General features: G+C 38.8%; 17 protein-coding genes. 13 read left to right on the top strand and 4 right to left on the bottom strand.

Going from position 1 to position 16,342, the window contains the following annotated elements; translation table 11 throughout:
- The first annotated feature begins 207 nt into the window (after positions 1 to 207).
- The 9 genes from thrS to OW157_RS05555 all read left to right on the top strand — a co-directional run bounded on the left by thrS (position 208) and on the right by OW157_RS05555 (position 8,194).
- Positions 208 to 2,133, top strand: coding sequence for a threonine--tRNA ligase (gene thrS / locus OW157_RS05595; RefSeq protein WP_268752780.1), 1,926 nt, complete (start codon positions 208 to 210; stop codon positions 2,131 to 2,133).
- 244 nt (positions 2,134 to 2,377) lie between these two features.
- Positions 2,378 to 2,881, top strand: a complete 504-nt coding sequence (gene infC, locus OW157_RS05590; protein WP_268752371.1) for a translation initiation factor IF-3 — start codon at positions 2,378 to 2,380, stop codon at positions 2,879 to 2,881.
- Positions 2,882 to 2,907: 26 nt separating this feature from the next.
- The gene (gene rpmI / locus OW157_RS05585) at positions 2,908 to 3,099 is read left to right on the top strand and encodes a 50S ribosomal protein L35 (RefSeq protein WP_268752370.1); all 192 of its coding nucleotides are present in this window, start codon (positions 2,908 to 2,910) and stop codon (positions 3,097 to 3,099) included.
- 96 nt (positions 3,100 to 3,195) lie between these two features.
- Positions 3,196 to 3,549, top strand: coding sequence for a 50S ribosomal protein L20 (gene rplT / locus OW157_RS05580; protein WP_268752369.1), 354 nt, complete (start codon positions 3,196 to 3,198; stop codon positions 3,547 to 3,549).
- 308 nt (positions 3,550 to 3,857) lie between these two features.
- Complete coding sequence (locus OW157_RS05575) at positions 3,858 to 4,919, top strand: methionine ABC transporter ATP-binding protein (protein WP_268752779.1); 1,062 nt, start codon at positions 3,858 to 3,860, stop codon at positions 4,917 to 4,919.
- Complete coding sequence (locus OW157_RS05570; RefSeq protein ID WP_268752367.1) at positions 4,916 to 5,590, top strand: methionine ABC transporter permease; 675 nt, start codon at positions 4,916 to 4,918, stop codon at positions 5,588 to 5,590. Before OW157_RS05575 ends, OW157_RS05570 begins: the two co-directional genes overlap by 4 nt.
- A gap of 27 nt (positions 5,591 to 5,617) precedes the next feature.
- On the top strand, positions 5,618 to 6,520 hold the full coding sequence (locus OW157_RS05565) for a MetQ/NlpA family ABC transporter substrate-binding protein (RefSeq protein WP_268752366.1): 903 nt from the start codon (positions 5,618 to 5,620) through the stop codon (positions 6,518 to 6,520).
- Positions 6,521 to 6,585: 65 nt separating this feature from the next.
- On the top strand, positions 6,586 to 7,095 hold the full coding sequence (locus OW157_RS05560; protein WP_268752365.1) for a GNAT family N-acetyltransferase: 510 nt from the start codon (positions 6,586 to 6,588) through the stop codon (positions 7,093 to 7,095).
- Between the two features lie 79 nt (positions 7,096 to 7,174).
- Positions 7,175 to 8,194, top strand: coding sequence for a lipoate--protein ligase (locus OW157_RS05555; protein ID WP_268752364.1), 1,020 nt, complete (start codon positions 7,175 to 7,177; stop codon positions 8,192 to 8,194).
- A gap of 89 nt (positions 8,195 to 8,283) precedes the next feature.
- On the opposite strand, the gene OW157_RS05550 is transcribed toward OW157_RS05555, so the two are convergent.
- Both OW157_RS05550 and spxA read right to left on the bottom strand, forming a co-directional pair.
- Entirely contained in the window at positions 8,284 to 8,997 is a 714-nt protein-coding gene (locus OW157_RS05550; protein WP_268752363.1) for an adaptor protein MecA, read from the bottom strand.
- 213 nt (positions 8,998 to 9,210) lie between these two features.
- A complete protein-coding gene (gene spxA, locus OW157_RS05545; RefSeq protein WP_268752362.1) occupies positions 9,211 to 9,606 on the bottom strand; it encodes a transcriptional regulator SpxA in 396 nt (131 codons plus the stop codon).
- Between the two features lie 254 nt (positions 9,607 to 9,860).
- Between spxA and trpS the strand changes: the two genes are divergently transcribed.
- From trpS to pepF, 3 genes are all read left to right on the top strand, one after another.
- Positions 9,861 to 10,850 carry a tryptophan--tRNA ligase gene (gene trpS / locus OW157_RS05540; protein WP_268752361.1) on the top strand — a complete coding sequence of 330 codons (990 nt, stop codon included), beginning with the start codon at positions 9,861 to 9,863 and terminating at the stop codon, positions 10,848 to 10,850.
- Between the two features lie 137 nt (positions 10,851 to 10,987).
- Positions 10,988 to 12,073, top strand: a complete 1,086-nt coding sequence (locus OW157_RS05535; RefSeq protein WP_268752360.1) for a competence protein CoiA — start codon at positions 10,988 to 10,990, stop codon at positions 12,071 to 12,073.
- A gap of 46 nt (positions 12,074 to 12,119) precedes the next feature.
- Positions 12,120 to 13,916, top strand: coding sequence for an oligoendopeptidase F (pepF, locus tag OW157_RS05530; protein WP_268752359.1), 1,797 nt, complete (start codon positions 12,120 to 12,122; stop codon positions 13,914 to 13,916).
- Positions 13,917 to 14,129: 213 nt separating this feature from the next.
- On the opposite strand, the gene OW157_RS05525 is transcribed toward pepF, so the two are convergent.
- Positions 14,130 to 14,828, bottom strand: coding sequence for a DsbA family protein (locus OW157_RS05525; protein ID WP_268752358.1), 699 nt, complete (start codon positions 14,826 to 14,828; stop codon positions 14,130 to 14,132).
- Positions 14,829 to 14,919: 91 nt separating this feature from the next.
- On the bottom strand, positions 14,920 to 15,516 hold the full coding sequence (locus OW157_RS05520) for a CYTH domain-containing protein (RefSeq protein ID WP_268752357.1): 597 nt from the start codon (positions 15,514 to 15,516) through the stop codon (positions 14,920 to 14,922).
- A gap of 203 nt (positions 15,517 to 15,719) precedes the next feature.
- Here OW157_RS05520 and yjbM point away from each other — a divergent pair, with 203 nt between their 5' ends.
- Positions 15,720 to 16,340: a GTP diphosphokinase gene (gene yjbM, locus OW157_RS05515; protein WP_268752356.1), complete on the top strand. Its 621-nt coding sequence runs from the start codon at positions 15,720 to 15,722 to the stop codon at positions 16,338 to 16,340.
- Positions 16,341 to 16,342: the final 2 nt, after the last annotated feature.

Raw genomic sequence — 16,342 nt, 5'->3', positions numbered from 1 at the left:
GATGAATAGGTGGAAACATCCGCTTAACCTTGTTGGATACCACTCTTTAGATGCTTGTGACTAAGCAAGCCGGTCATCACACCGATAGCGTGATTTATCGAGTATACCTTTTTAGGTATAGAATGTGGGTGGAACCACGATAGAATTGTTTATCGTCCCTGTTAGCCTTGTGCTAACAGGTTTTTTTGTTATTAAGGAGGAAATACAATGAAAGTTACTTTTCCAGACGGCGCAGTCCATGAATTTTCCGCTGGCGCCACTGCTTACGATGTAGCGGAATTTATTAGTCCAGGTTTGGCTAAGAATGCCTTAGCTGCTAAATATAATGGGGAGTTAATCGATTTACCATCTGAATTACCAGGTGATGGTGAAATTGAAATCGTTGATCCTAAACATGAAAACGCCCTAGAAATCTTACGCCATTCTACGGCTCATTTGATGGCTCAAGCGCTAAAACGTTTGTATCCAGATATTCATTTTGGGGTAGGTCCAGCTATTGAAACAGGTTTTTACTATGATACTGATAAAACCCCACAAATTACTGAAGAAGAATTACCAGCCATTGAAGCAGAAATGAAAAAAATCGTTAAGGAAGACTTACCTATTGTTCGTCGGGAAGTCAGTCGAGAAGAAGCCTTGGAGCTATTTTCAACTGATCCTTACAAAGTAGAACTTATTACTGATCTTCCAGAAGATGAAACAATCACTGTTTATAGTCAAGGTGAATTCACCGATCTTTGTCGAGGCGTTCATGTGCCATCTACAGGTAAAATCAAAGAATTCAAACTCTTATCCTTAGCTGGCGCTTATTGGCGTGGTGATGCCAATAATCAAATGATGCAACGGGTTTATGGGACAGCCTTCTTCAAGAAATCTGACCTTAAAGAATTCTTGAAGATGCGTGAAGAGGCCAAGGAACGTGACCATCGAAAACTAGGTAAGGAACTCAACTTATTTATGATTTCGCCAGAAGTAGGCTCAGGCTTACCTTTCTGGTTACCAAAAGGCGCAACTATTCGTCGGACAATCGAACGGTATATCGTCGACAAGGAAGTTTCTTTGGGTTACCAACACGTTTATACACCTATTATGGCCAACCAAGAATTGTATCGTACTTCTGGTCACTTGGATCACTACCATGATGATATGTTCCCACCAATGGATATGGGTGATGGCGAAAAATTGGTTCTCCGTCCTATGAACTGTCCACATCATATGATGATTTATAAGGATGATATTCATTCTTACCGAGAATTGCCAATTCGAATTGCTGAATTAGGTATGATGCACCGTTATGAAAAATCTGGTGCTTTATCAGGTTTACAACGTGTACGGGAAATGACCTTGAACGATGCCCATATCTTTGTACGTCCTGATCAAACTCAGGAAGAATTTACTCGTGTGATTAAGCTGATCCAAGAAGTTTATGACGACTTCAAGATTTCAGATTATCGTTTCCGTCTCTCTTATCGTGACCCTGAAGACAAAGAAAAATACTTTGATGATGACGAAATGTGGGAAAAAGCCCAATCAATGTTAAAAGCTGCCATGGATGAGTTAGGCTTAGACTACTTTGAAGCAGAAGGCGAAGCCGCCTTCTATGGACCAAAACTAGACGTCCAATTCAAGACTGCTCTTGGTTTAGAAGAAACCATGTCAACGGTTCAATTAGACTTCCTCTTACCAGAACGCTTTGACCTGACTTATGTGGGTGAAGATGGTCAAGATACTCATCGTCCGGTTGTTATCCACCGAGGCATTGTATCAACTATGGAACGTTTTGTGGCTTACTTGATTGAAGAATACAAGGGTGCCTTCCCAGTATGGTTAGCTCCAGAACAAGCAACATTGATTCCAGTAAATGAAAGTGCCCATGCCGATTATGTTTATGAAGTCAAACAACGAATGGAAAAACTTGGTTTACGTGTATCAGTGGATGACCGTAACGAAAAAATGGGTTACAAAATTCGAGCCGCCCAAACGCAAAAGATTCCTTATCAATTAGTTTTCGGTGACAACGAGATCGCAGATAAAACAGTAACTGTTCGTCAATATGGTTCTAAGAAAACGGAAACTATTGCCTTAGATGACTTCTTGGCACAATTACAAGAACAAATTGCTAACTTTAATTAATTGAAAGTTAAAAAAGCCTTGACTTATATAGCTTAATCGAGTAAACTAATATAGTTGAGAGAAGAAGTAGAAACACCCGTTTCTCACCTGAGTTGACAAGTACGTCCTTTGGTTGCTAAATACAGTTATCGTAAGCTATGACTTATGATTTTTGCAGCGGGTGAATTATGTATTCATTCGCTGTTTTTATTTACAATAATTTTCTCTAAATTTTATGTGGAGGTGAAGTCGTATCGCAAAAGATATGAGTGTAAACGATGGTATCCGTGCTCGTGAATTACGGGTAATTAATCCTGATGGGGATCAAATTGGAATTTTATCAAAACAAGAAGCCCTAGCTAAGGCTGATGAAGCTGAGCTTGATCTCGTTTTGATTTCACCAAATGCCAAACCACCTGTGGCACGGATCATGGACTATGGTAAATACCGTTATGAACAACAACGTAAAGCACGTGAACAACGTAAAAACCAAAAAACTGTGACAGTAAAAGAGTTACGGTTGAGTCCAACAATTGAACAAAATGACTTCGAAACGAAACTTCGTCAAGGCCGTAAATTTATCGGTAAAGGCGACAAAGTTCGTGTATCAATTCGTTTCCGTGGTCGGGCAATTACTCACAAAGAAATTGGACGTGAGGTATTAGAGCGTTTCGCTAGTGAAATGGAAGATATTGCCCAAGTGGAACAAAAAGCTAAAATGGAAGGCCGTTCCATGTTCTTACAACTTGCACCTAAGCAAGACAAATAATCTTAGAATTATAGGAGGAAATTGTAATGCCTAAACAAAAAACACATCGCGCTTCTGCTAAGCGTTTCAAACGTACTGCATCTGGTAAATTAAAACGTTCTCATTCTGAACGTTCTCACCGTTTCCACGGTAAGACTAAGAAACAACGTCGTCAACATAAACCATTAACAATGGTATCTGCTTCAGACCAACGACGCATTGACCAAATGCTTCCATAATTGGACATTTAGTAATCTAATCGCAGATTAAATCTTGTAAAAATCATCGAGACAGCGCCGATAATGGATCTGTCGTTTGTATAAGGAGGAAATAATATGGCACGAGTTAAAGGTGGTATTGTTAGCCGCAATCGTCGTAAAAAATATTTAAAATTAGCAAAAGGTTATTATGGATCTAAGTCTAAGTTATACAAGACAGCTAAACAAGCTGTTATGAAATCTTACACTTATTCATACCGCGACCGTCGTCAAAAGAAACGTGACTTCCGTCGTCTATGGATTACTCGTATCAACGCTGCTGCTCGTCAAAACGGCTTAAGCTACAGCAAATTAATCAATGGCTTGAAACAATCAAACGTTGATATTAACCGTAAAATGTTGGCTGATTTAGCAGTTAATGATGCTGATGCTTTTGCAGCTATTTGCGATCAGGCCAAAGCAGCACTATAAGAATAAGATGAAAAACGGTTATCCCCAAAGGATTTGTCTGCAAATGGGAAGTATTGGCAGAATATTGACTCATTTGCAGAAAATACTGATGGGGCTGTTTTTCAGAACTCAACTAAGAGATAAATGTTCATATATATAATGAAGCTGGAACCACTCGTTCCAGCTTTTTTATTTCCTTCTATATTTGAAAAGCTAATGTAAGTGGCATTGGTATAGTTTTAGGCTATAACTCGTCATATTAATTAACTATTTTTCATATCAGAGGACAACTGCTACAATATTAAAGTATAAGAAAAGGAAGTGACGCAGTGATAGATTTGAAAGATATTACGGTGACCTTTGATACACCTAATGGTCCCGTCAACGCAGTTAAAGATGTTTCTGTCTCTATTGGAGCAGGCGAAATTTATGGCGTAATCGGTTATTCTGGTGCAGGGAAGTCAACCTTGGTTCGGACCATCAATATGCTCCAAGAACCAACGCAAGGATCGGTTATTGTTAATGATAAGGACTTAACAGAAATGCCTATCCAGGGCCTACGCCAAGTACGTAAGAAAATTGGGATGATTTTCCAACACTTTAATTTGATGAATGCTCGGACAGTGGCGGGTAATGTGGCTTATCCATTAAAACACTCAGACTTGAGTCGCCAAGAAAAAGAGGACAAGATTAATAGCTTACTCGAATTAGTTGGTTTAGCAGATAAGGCCAATGCTTACCCTTCACAATTGTCTGGTGGACAGAAACAACGGGTAGCTATTGCAAGGGCTTTAGCCAATGATCCTGATATCTTGCTTTGCGATGAAGCGACTTCAGCCCTTGACCCCAAGACGACGCAATCAATCTTAGAATTGTTGAAAGATGTTAACCAATCACTAGGTTTAACAGTGGTTATAATTACCCACGAAATGTCTGTTATCAAAGAAATTTGTAATCGGGTAGCTGTTATGGAGGATGGCCATGTAATTGAAGAGGGAACCATTTTTGATATCTTCTCTAATCCACAGGCAGAGTTGACCAAGAACTTTATTGAATCAGCCTCACCAATTGAAAAGGGGATTCAAAAAGTATTAAATCATCCTGAACTCTTGAATATTGGGCCAAATGATCGTGTTTTACGGATTTCCTTTGCAGGTGCTTCAACTGGTGACCCATTGATTTCTATGTTAGCCGAACGCTTTGCTGTTCGTGCCAATATCTTATTTGGTAATGTGGAAATTCTGCAAAATACCCCTGTAGGCACCTTATTAATTTCTATGGAAGGGGAAGCAGGAGATGTTCAGAAGGCAATTGATTTTATCAATGGGCAAGGCATTTCAGCTTATGAATATGATTTAGAAGAATATTTCCAAGAGGGAGGTAAGGCATGATATTAACTAGCTTTTTTGAAAATGTCCAAGAAATACCGGAAGAATTTGTTACGGCAACCTTGGAAACTTTATATATGACGGTTCTAACATGTTTGATTGGTTTTACCTTAGGAATTATTATCGGTATTGTTTTAGTTTTAACTCAACCTGGTGGTCTCAAGGAAAATGGGCCCGTTTATTATGTCTTAGATAAGATCGTCAATATTTTCCGGTCTATTCCTTTTGTAATTATGATGGCATTACTAGTCGGGGTGACTCGCTTTATTGTAGGGACTTCTATCGGGACCACTGCAGCTATCGTTCCATTAGTGGTTGCAACGGTACCTTTCTTTGCTCGGCAAATTCAAAATGCCTTGGTTGAGGTAAATCCTGGTGTTATTGAGGCAGCGCAAGCCATGGGGTCATCCACATGGGATATTGTCTCTCGGGTCTATTTACGCGAAGCCTTACCTGGTATTATTCGTGTATCTGCTTTATCAATTATTAACGTTATTGGGATTACCGCTATGGCTGGTACTATCGGTGGTGGTGGACTAGGGAACTTAGCCATTACTCGGGGGTATAATCGTTTCCAAGGGGACGTTACTCTAGTATCGACGCTAATTATTTTGATAATGGTTTTTGTGTCTCAAGCCATTGCCGACCGTTTGGTTAAAAAAGTTGAACATTAAGAGTTTAGGAATTGGGGGAATTTTTTTATGAAGAAATGGTTAAAAGCAACAAGTGTATTATTAGCTTCTACAGCAATTCTTGCAGCGTGTGGCGCTAGCAATAATGATACCAATGACCAAGCAGACAGTGGGTCTAGCGAAGACCAAACTTATTCTATTGGGGTTGTTGGAGATGTCGAACGTGAAGTTTGGGAAGATGTCGCCAAACGTCTAGAAGAAAAAGAAGGTATTTCTTTGGACGTCGTTGTCTTCGATGACTATGTCCAACCTAATTCAGCCCTTGCTGATGACAGTTTGGACCTCAATGCCTTCCAGCATTTGGCTTTCTTGAATGACTATCTAGAAAGTTCTGGTGAAGACTTAACACCAGTAGGATACACCTATGTGTCACCAATGGCTGCTTATTCTAATGAATATGACAGCCTTGATGATCTCCAAGATGGGGATGAGGTTGTCATTCCTAACGATGCCACTAATGGTGGCCGTGCCCTCTTATTATTAGAATTAGCTGGTGTCATTGATATCAAAGATGATGCAGGCATCAGTCCAACCGTCTCTGATATTGAAAGTAATGATAAAAATATCAAAATTACTGAAGTTGACGCTGCCCAAGTGCCACGTAGCTTAGGCGACGCTGCTGCAGTTATTGCTAATACCAACTATGCTGTTGATGCTGGACTTGTTCCAGATAAAGATGGTATTTTCGTGGATACTGATGACTTGAGTCAGGTTGGTTCTCAATACAAGTGTGCTATTGCGGTTAAAGCTGAAGACACTGATCAAGATTGGGTACAAAAAATAGTCGCTGAATATCAAACGCCAGAAACAGAAGAAAAAATTAAAGAAGTCACATCTGGCGCCGACCAAAAAGCTTGGACAGATAATGATGATATCAAGGCTGACTTTGCTCAAGTACAAGAAAATGCTTAATGAATAATAATAGCCTCCCTTTGCCCTATCGATGGGTCAAGGGAGGTTTTTTGGAGGAATAATATATGTCTTATCGATTAGGACGACCAGAGGACCGCTCTCGTCTCACACAAATATTAGAAGATGCCATTCAATTTTTGGCTGACCAAGGGATTGATCAGTGGCAAAATGCCAGTGTTAGTATTAATGATTTAGACCAAGCAATCGCTGACCAAGAGGGCTATGTCTGGGAAGATTCCAAAGGGCAGGTGCAAGCTTTTTGGGTGCTAGCAGCTCATGATCCGTACTACCAGACACTCTCGTCTGGGAATTGGCGGTCCACAGCTCCCTATCTTGCCATCCATCGTTTTATGGTAGCCAAGGAAAGCAAGGGTCAGGGCATAGCCCAGCAGATTTTCAAGGCAATTGAAGAAATTAGCCGTGACCAAGGCGTTAATACCTTAAGAGTTGACACCCATCCCGATAATCGAATCATGCAACACCTTATCTTAAAGGCAGGTTTCTCACTAACTGGTGAAACGGTGGTTGGTGATGGAGGTCGACGACTGACCTATGATAAATTGCTTGATCGTTAAAGCCCTTTAATTTTGTGGTATAATGGGTAGAGTTTAGATCACTACCTAATAGCGTTGCAAGAGAGGAAGCGATTGATAAATGTATTATGTAAAGAATGAACGCCATGGTGAAGAAATTTATGACCCTAGTTTAAACTTAGCCATTGAATATTATTTGTTGAATGAGAAGTTACTAGATGAGCCTATCTTACTCTTCTATATTAATCAGCCTTCCATCATTATTGGTAAAAATCAAAATACCCGAGCGGAAATTAATGAAGACTGTGTTAAGGAACATGATGTCAAAGTTGTCCGCCGTTTTTCTGGTGGAGGGGCAGTCTATCATGATTATGGAAATATTAGTTTTTGTTTTATTACTAAGGATGAGGGAGATTCCTTCCGTGACTTCAAGAAATTCACAAAACCTGTCATTAATGCGCTCCATAAAATGGGTGTCGAAGGTGCAGAATTGCAGGGTCGTAATGACTTACTGATTAATGGTAAGAAGTTTTCCGGAAATGCCATGTATTCTTCTAATGGGCGGATGACTGCTCATGGGACACTAATGTTTGACGTTGATATTGATGAAACGATGAACGTACTTAAACCTAAACAAGCTAAATTGAAATCTAAGGGAATCAAATCGGTGCGTAGTCGGGTTACTAATATCAAACCTTATTTAGATGCCCAATATGCTGACATGACTATCAAAGACTTCCGTACGCGTTTATTGTTAAATATTTTCGCGGTTGATGATGTTGCTGATGTGAAGGAATATGTCTTAACTGATGAGGATTGGGAGCAAATTATTGCCTTTAAAGAGCAATACACTGGTAATGATGACTGGAACTTCGGTGAAAATCCCGATTATGAAATCGTTAAAGATGGACGGACGCCAGCTGGTCAAATTGAATGCCATTTTAATATTTCTAGAGGACACATTCAAGCCGTTAAAATTTATGGTGATTTCTTTGGCCTTGGGGAAATCTCTGATGTGGAAGAAATATTAACGGGTGCTTCTTATGATGAAGCTGGACTTAAACAAGCACTTAAGCAAGTGGATATCAATAAGTATTTTGGTCAAATAACGAGTGATGACCTATTAGAAATCATGCTATAAAAGCGTCAGTCAACTAGTACAATGCAAAAAGCCTGTAAGCTTAGACTTACAGGCTTTTTAACGGCTTAAATTGGTTTTTATTCACATTTTTAATCCATGAATTGGTTGAAGCTATTCTTGATTTGACTAGGGGCATTATTAGCAATTAAACGTTTCCCGTGTTCCTTGATATAGGCTGGGGCGTAGTCAGACTTGTCGGCAAATTCAGAGAAGCTAGCTAATAAGGATTTGACATCATCAGCTAAATAATGAACTGCCGTAAAATCAATAATAATATAGTAATGATTGTCAAAAAGATAAAGATCAATTGGTAAATGCTCATGGGTGAAGTCTTGGGAGAAGGCTAAGAAGTCTTCAAACATATTGAAGTAAAGTGCGACAATTCCTTTGAAGACTTTTTGTGGACTATCTTCGAACTCATCGGCTTCCGCTTCTTCACTGATTTCATCTTCTTCGTCTTCGTCATCATCATCAAGTAGCTGATCTAAATCACTTAGGGAGAAGTCATCATCATGGTTGTTAGCAATCTGTTCTAAAATATCTTTTTGGAAGGGCATACCGTCTTCTTGAGCTTTAGAGATATAGAGATCAATACCGCCTTTTTTAGGTAAAACTTGGAAGGTAATGGCTTCTGTATTTTCAAATTGTTTGCTAACATCGACTTCATGAAGAATGTTCATGAAGAATTTTTCGACTTCTTCTTGGTTACTCATGAGGTCAATAAATGAAATGCCGCGCTCAGCCATATCACTATTTTCGATAAAAACGCGAATTAAATTTTCGTTGATATATTCCATTTCCATAGGGGTCACCTCAATCTTTTGCCTTAGTATAAGTATAACGAAACAGGCAAGAATAGTAAAATCGCACACTTACTTATTAAATGCTAATGATAGCATTAAGTGACTAATAATGCAAAAAGATAGTGGATAATATTTTTCTCAGAGTAAGGCGATGGAAATGAGTATACAAAAAAAGGCTGGGACAAATCCCAACCTCTAATATTGCCAAGTAAATTAACCCATCGCCAAGAGGGCTTCTTGTAATTCTACCGCACGAATATCGCGTGGTAAGAAACGACGAATTTCGTCTTCGTTATAACCAACTTGGAGGCGTTTATCGTCTAAAAGAATTGGACGACGAAGTAAACCTGGGTTGGCTTGGATTAATGAGAATAGTTCATTTAATCCTACTTCTTCAATATCAACGTTTAAATCTTGGAAAGCCTTAGAACGAGTTGAAATAATTTCTTCCGTTCCATTTTCAGTCATTCGTAAAATTTCTTTGATTTCGTCGATTGATAGTGCTTCTGAGAAAATATTGCGTTCTGTGTATTCGATGTTATTTTCTTCTAACCATGCACGTGCTTTACGACATGAAGTACAACTTGGAGACGTGTATAATTTTACCATCTAATCTCTCCCTTTGTGAGTGACTATTAGTTACCTTCATAAATCTATTATAACACATTTTCCAGATTAAAACTATATTGATTTACTCATATCACATATTGTTCACGGATTGTTCATAATCGACTTTTTGAGTATAAGACTGATTCGTCTGAAAACAAGATTTAAATAAAGTTAGTATAAGATTCCTAGCTATTAAACAGCCTATAGGTCTTTAACTTGTGCTATAATGAAGCATATTGAGGAGGACGAATCACATGAAACGAATCTTTTCTGGTGTACAACCGAGTGGTATGCCCACCATTGGTAACTATGTTGGTGCGATGAAGCAGTTTATTGACTTACAAAATGATTTCGAAGCTTACTATTGTGTGGTTAACCAACATGCTATAACAGTCAGCCAAGACCCTGAGCTTTTGCGCGAGCGAACTCGGCAATTAGCAGCCTTATATTTAGCCATGGGAATTGATCCTAATAAGGCAACAATTTTTGTACAAAGTCAGGTACCTGCTCATGCCCAAGCTGCTTGGTTGGTTCAATGTTTAACACCATTAGGGGAATTGGAACGGATGACCCAGTTCAAGGATAAGGCCAAAAAGCAGGAATCCGTGATGGCTGGATTGTTGACTTATCCTCCGTTAATGGTTGCTGATATTATTCTTTATCAAACAGATTTGGTACCGGTGGGAGATGACCAGAAACAGCATTTGGAACTGACCCGTAATTTTGTGGAACGTTTCAACCATCGTTTTGCCCAAGAGGGAGAAGATATCTTAACTTTACCTGAACATTTTACACCTAAATCTGGTGGTCGGATTATGAGTTTGCAAGATCCTAGCAGCAAAATGTCTAAGTCTGACACCAATAAAAAAGGCTATATAGCTATGTTAGACGACCCTAAAACTATTATTAAGAAGGTAAAATCAGCTGTAACAGATTCTTCTGGGGTAATTTCTTATGACCCAGAAAACAAACCGGGTGTATCAAATCTCTTAGCTATTTATTCTGCCTTCTCCAATAAGAGTATTGCTGATTTAGAAACAGAATATGCTGATTCTGGTTATGGCCAATTCAAACAAGATCTAGGCGAAACTATTGTATCGGTTTTAGAACCAATTCAAACCGAACATCAACGTTTACTAACTTCTAGTGAACTTGATGATATCTTAGCTGCAGGTCAAATTAAAGCCAATGAAGAAGCCAATAAAACTCTAGCAGCTATGGAAAAAGCCATGGGAATTCGCTAATTTAGTGCGAAGTGTTTTAATAAAATTAAGTAAGTTGATTCAATCGTTATTTGAAGCATGGACGAAATGTTCATGCTTTTTTATAGTTCCGTTTTTTTCGCCTTTTTTCTCGTATTTATTAATAGGAGGCGGTCGAAATGAAATATGCACTATACCTAGATCGAGAAGGTATAAATTCTATAAATAAAAACACAACAATCTCTGCCGATGTTTACAGTAAATTACCCCCTGAACAACGCCTTGCTTTGCGTTTGTTGTGTCCACGTTGTCAGCAAGAAGTTGTTTTTCGTCAGGGGCCTAGGACTAGGGCACATTTTGCTCATCAAAAACGAGCAGATCAAGCGACTAAGCACCAAGGAGAATCTAGCTTACACATGCAGAGTAAGTTAGCTATAGCCAAGCAGCTAATGGCAGAGTGTATGCCAGTACAAATGGAAAAAATCTGTGCAGACGGTAAGCGGCGTGCCGATGTTTACTTAGAATTTCAAGATACCGCCTATACCATTGAAATCCAGTATGCGCCAATCTCCGAGATGGCAGTGCAGGCTAGGGAAAATGATTATGCTAATCAAGACATTCGAGTCATTTGGCTCTTAGGTAGAAAGTCCCGACATTATCGCTATAAAAATGGGAAACACTTTAGTAATTTACTGATTACTTTTTTGCAATGGCACCCTAAAGTCGGACTCTTTTTGCCTTATTGGAATGAAGGAAGTCAGAAAGTTTTATTGGTATTTTTAGATTATTATGGTCAAAGTAGGGGACAATGTCAGTTAAGTATCCAAGAGTATTTATGCTTGTGGCGAGCTCTCGACGGATTAGCCTTAAGAGCAAATAAGCAGATAGCCAGCCCGCAAATCAAGAAAAGCAAGTACACTCAGTCAGCAAACGGACGCTTTTTACAAGCCTACCTAAGGCAAGACAATCATTTGCCTTTATTAGAGGCACTTTATCTTCATGGTAAGAATTTAGTAACCATGGCCCATGATTGCTTGTCTTACCAACAAAAGTGCATTTTTTCTAGCTGCTATGACTGGGAAGTATTAGTTTATCTCAAGTTGGTGGACCCACATTTAGATCGATTTGGTCTCAAGACTTATTTGGATTATTTAAAGGCTAAGGATGTATTGGTGGTTACTAGTCAGTTATCAACATTTATAGTTCAGCAGTGGTTAGGTCATTTAATAGCTGATTTTCGTAAACACCTGTCATTACCCTCTTAGACCTGCCTATGTTAGAATAGGATTAGAAAAAAAGGAGGAATTTCTCATGGGAAATATTATTGAAGCACAGGCTCGAGAAGCCAATGACCCTAAGTATCAATGGGATTTAACGACAATTTATCCAGATGACGAAGCCTTTGAGGCAGACTTAGCAGATTTTATGGAATCACTTGACCAAGTGGAAGAATATCGTGGCAGTTTAGACCAAGGTAAGGCTCAAGTGATTGCGGCCCTTGAAGGCATTTTAGCCATTAGTCGCAAACTAGAGAAACTCTATGTTTATAGTCATCTAAAATCCGACCAAGACACCTCCAACAACCATTATTTGAGTTTGCAGAGTCAAATGCAAGCCATTGCCGCCCAAGTTGGTCAAAAAATGGCTTGGTTTGAACCAGAACTTTTGGCCCTAGATGATAGTCTTCTAGGAGAGTTAACTCAACATGATGACTATGGTCATTTTTTCCAATCCCTTGTTGATAGCAAAGATCATGTTTTGAGCCCCGACCAAGAGGCGCTTTTAGCAGGAGGTAGCCAAGTTTTTGCTAATGCGAGCAATACCTTTGCAGTGTTAAATAATTCTGATATGACTTTTGGCAAGGTAGATGGTGAAGATGATAATGAAATCTCCTTAAGCCATGGCACTTATGGTGTCTTATTGGAATCTAGTGATCGTGACCTTAGAGAGCGGACCTTTAAACAGTACTATGCCTCTTACCAAGAATTAAAGAATACTTTTGCGCAATTGATGAGTGGTAATATCAAACACCACAATTTTATTGCTAGTACCCGCCATTATGATTCGGCCCGGCAAGCAGCCTTAGATCAAAATCACATACCTGAGTCGGTCTATGATACTTTGGTAAGTACAGTAAATGATAACCTATCTCTCTTGCATGATTATGTGGCCTTACGTAAAGAATTACTAGGCGTGGATTCCCTTGAATTCTATGATTTATATACACCTTTAACTAAGAATGATCCTATTACCTTTACTTATGAAGAGGCCAAGGAAATAGTCTTTAAGGCCTTAGCACCGCTAGGCCAACAATATTTGGAGGATTTAGAACAAGCTTTTGACCAGGGATGGATTGACGTTTATGAAAATATTGGTAAACGATCAGGTGCCTATTCTTCAGGTGCTTATGATACCAATCCCTATGTCTTATTGAACTGGCAAGATTCCTTGAATGACCTATATACCTTGGTTCATGAATTAGGACATTCTATGCATTCTTATTACACACGGCAAAACCAAGATTATGTTTATGGCGATTATTCGATTTTCGTGGCAGAAATTGCTTCCACCACTAACGAAAACCTCTTAACTGCCTATTTATTAGAAGAGCTTGCTGATGATCAGGAACAAATCTATTTATTGACCCAATATTTAGATGGTTTTAAGGGAACAATTTTTAGACAAACTCAGTTTGCTGAATTTGAACAATTTATGCATGAGTCTGATGCGAATGGTCAAGCCCTATCCGCTGATTTCTTGTCAGAAAACTATTATGAATTGACCCATAAATACTATGGAGAAGCTTTAGGGGATGACCCTACTATCGCCTATGAATGGTCGCGGATTCCGCATTTCTATATGAATTACTATGTCTATCAATATGCCACTGGTTTTGCGGCTGCGAATAGCCTTGCCAAAAGATTACTATCAGGAGACCCACAAGCCAGAGAAGATTACCTCAACTATCTCAAAGCGGGGTCTAGTGATTATCCTATTGAAGTAATGAAACGAGCGGGAATTGATATGACTAATGCTAATTATATTGAAGATGCCATGGAACAATTCCAAGAGCGCTTAGATGAATTGAAGCAATTAGTCAACGATTAAAAAGGATATGGGTCAATCGTGGTAGGGGCGGATCATATCTGAAGGAGACAATCCGAATCTAAACAGTTTAGGAAAGGCAGTCTGTTTTGACTTTTTGGAAACTGACTAGAAGATAAATAGTTGTATATAAGAAAAAGGCTGAGACATTGGTCTCAGCCTTTTTGTCGCTTTATTTGAATTTTGGTTTTAACTTACCTGTCTTTGTTACTAACATTAACTTTCTTCAAAACGAGCCGGTAGGATATGCAAGCAAGATTTTTGCTTTTTTTGATGATTTAAACGGTCAGATTCGGCTTCCATTTGGCTAATAATTTCAGCGATAGTTTTTTGATTGATATCATGTTCTAATTTAAGACCATAAGAATAATTGCTATTATCAAAAATCACTAGAGTAGGTGTCGTTTTGATCTTCATTTGTTTAGATAATTGTTGGTCCATTTTGAAACTATCTACGGTTAGAGGGGAGTCGATATCTTCTAGCCAAACGTCAATATCAACCCCCTTATTATTAGTGGCGATACGAATCATCTCTTCTCGAGAAAAGGGGTGTTGGTTTTGACCGAAATGTTCTTGTAATTGCATGAGTAGGGACCGACCAATTTTTCTACCTTGAAGTAGGGCCGCTTTAAAAGCCATGGCAATTTCGCGAGCTGAATAATACATTTGATTACGCTCCCTAAGGCTATTAGGACGGTTTTCTCTATGTTTTAGTGATTCATTGAAAACTTGGAAATTATTACAGGCAACGAAGCGGATATATACTTTTTTGTCAGTGTTTTTGACAAAATTCATCACTTCTTTTTCACAGTTTAAACAGTGGTTACCGATGGGGTTTACAAACAAGAATAACTCAAAAATGTGGTGGTCGTTTGACTCAAAGTTATTCTTATGTGATCGATAAGATTGAGCCATTGGAGACACTCCTTTCATTTTCTCATTAACTCTATCTGATTTTGCACTTATGTATTGTATCATGAGTTTTTTAGAGTGCAAAGAATATGACTTAGTCAAAGCGATAAGTAGCCTGGTCTAACTGTGAGCGAGCAATTTTATTTTGCGCCGGACGTTTGCTGATGCCATGGTCTTCTAATAATTGCTGGAAAGCAGTTTGGCCATCTTGGTGGTTAGCTACCTCTAATTCGAGTTCATAATCGGTAAAATGAGAAAAATAGCTCTGGTCTAAGACTAAGAGCCCTATTGGCAATTCTTTTTCATAACGAATTGTCGTAAAGTCAGCGAAAGCATATAAGTCTTCAGAGTTTACACCTAAATTTTTGAGCACACGACTCACTTCCGGAGAAAAAGCAGTGCTTTCTTGATTGTCTAAGATTTTATTGGCTTCGTCATGGCTAATACTATCGGTAGTTTCAAGTTTTTGATTTTCTTCAATACTTTGTTTAAGGGTAACGTGAGCATAATGATCAGTGACTCTTAAACGGAGGGCAGCGTCCTTTTCTTTTAAGAGATGGTCAGGGGTATCATAATAAATATTTCGTTGCCTACTTTTGTCTTGATCAGAAAAACTATAGGCCTGAAATAGAGCCTGATATTCTTGCGCAGAAATGATATTTTTGAATTCGATTTCTAACTCTTGTGCCATAGTATCGCTCCCTTTTGGCTATTGTATCAAGAACGGCAAGTAATTGCCAAATGAGAGCAATTAATTCTAGGTTTTTGTTCCTTTGAGGAGCTATCAGTGGGTAGAATATGCTAAAATAGGGTGAATGCCCAAAATTATGGTTGAAATTTAGTGACTATGGTGGCAAGGATTTGTATGGTAGATAAAGGAAGTAAGGTGATTGCATGGTAGAAGATTGGGAAAGAATGCTAGCTCCCTATTACCAGGCTGTTGAAGAATTGAAAGTTAAACTCAAGGGAATTCGCCGAGAATATTTGGAAGTTGGACAGCATTCACCGATTGAATTTGTGACTGGACGAGTGAAAACACCAGATAGTATTCGTGAAAAGGTTCAAGCAAGAAAATTGGATGCTAGTCGTTTAGAAGAAGAAGTACAAGATATTGGCGGTTTGCGGGTCATGTGTCAATTTGTTGAGGATATTTACCTTGTCGTTCAACTATTGCGGGAGCGACAAGACTTTGATATTGTCATAGAACGCGATTATATCTTAAACAAAAAGGATTCTGGTTATCGTTCCTATCATCTTGTAATCGATTACCCTGTGGAAAGAGTGACTGGTGCCCATCATATCTTATTGGAAATTCAAATCCGTACCTTGGCTATGAACTTCTGGGCAACCATTGAACATTCATTGAATTATAAGTATGATGGTGATTATCCCCAGAGCCTACACAAACGTTTAGAACGGGCAGCGGAAGCCGCCTTCCGGTTAGATGAGGAAATGTCACAAATTCGTGAAGAAATTCAGATTGCACAGGATTACTTTAAAACGAATAAGGGCTAAGC

This window comes from Aerococcus kribbianus, from assembly GCF_026805545.1.
Classification (GTDB): domain Bacteria; phylum Bacillota; class Bacilli; order Lactobacillales; family Aerococcaceae; genus Aerococcus; species Aerococcus kribbianus.
The sequence above is the reverse complement of the archived record's forward strand: the minus strand, read 5'-3'. Positions and strand labels throughout refer to the sequence as shown.

Bases quoted from the DNA above. Each gene is read 5' to 3' on its own strand.
- thrS (WP_268752780.1), top strand. From the start codon at position 208: ATGAAAGTTACTTTTCCAGACGGCGCAGTCCATGAATTTTCCGCTGGC.
- infC (WP_268752371.1), top strand. From the start codon at position 2,378: ATGAGTGTAAACGATGGTATCCGTGCTCGTGAATTACGGGTAATTAAT.
- rpmI (WP_268752370.1), top strand. From the start codon at position 2,908: ATGCCTAAACAAAAAACACATCGCGCTTCTGCTAAGCGTTTCAAACGT.
- rplT (WP_268752369.1), top strand. From the start codon at position 3,196: ATGGCACGAGTTAAAGGTGGTATTGTTAGCCGCAATCGTCGTAAAAAA.
- OW157_RS05570 (WP_268752367.1), top strand. From the start codon at position 4,916: ATGATATTAACTAGCTTTTTTGAAAATGTCCAAGAAATACCGGAAGAA.
- OW157_RS05565 (WP_268752366.1), top strand. From the start codon at position 5,618: ATGAAGAAATGGTTAAAAGCAACAAGTGTATTATTAGCTTCTACAGCA.
- OW157_RS05560 (WP_268752365.1), top strand. From the start codon at position 6,586: ATGTCTTATCGATTAGGACGACCAGAGGACCGCTCTCGTCTCACACAA.
- OW157_RS05555 (WP_268752364.1), top strand. From the start codon at position 7,175: ATGTATTATGTAAAGAATGAACGCCATGGTGAAGAAATTTATGACCCT.
- OW157_RS05550 (WP_268752363.1), bottom strand. From the start codon at position 8,997: ATGGAAATGGAATATATCAACGAAAATTTAATTCGCGTTTTTATCGAA.
- spxA (WP_268752362.1), bottom strand. From the start codon at position 9,606: ATGGTAAAATTATACACGTCTCCAAGTTGTACTTCATGTCGTAAAGCA.
- trpS (WP_268752361.1), top strand. From the start codon at position 9,861: ATGAAACGAATCTTTTCTGGTGTACAACCGAGTGGTATGCCCACCATT.
- OW157_RS05535 (WP_268752360.1), top strand. From the start codon at position 10,988: ATGAAATATGCACTATACCTAGATCGAGAAGGTATAAATTCTATAAAT.
- pepF (WP_268752359.1), top strand. From the start codon at position 12,120: ATGGGAAATATTATTGAAGCACAGGCTCGAGAAGCCAATGACCCTAAG.
- OW157_RS05525 (WP_268752358.1), bottom strand. From the start codon at position 14,828: ATGGCTCAATCTTATCGATCACATAAGAATAACTTTGAGTCAAACGAC.
- OW157_RS05520 (WP_268752357.1), bottom strand. From the start codon at position 15,516: ATGGCACAAGAGTTAGAAATCGAATTCAAAAATATCATTTCTGCGCAA.
- yjbM (WP_268752356.1), top strand. From the start codon at position 15,720: ATGGTAGAAGATTGGGAAAGAATGCTAGCTCCCTATTACCAGGCTGTT.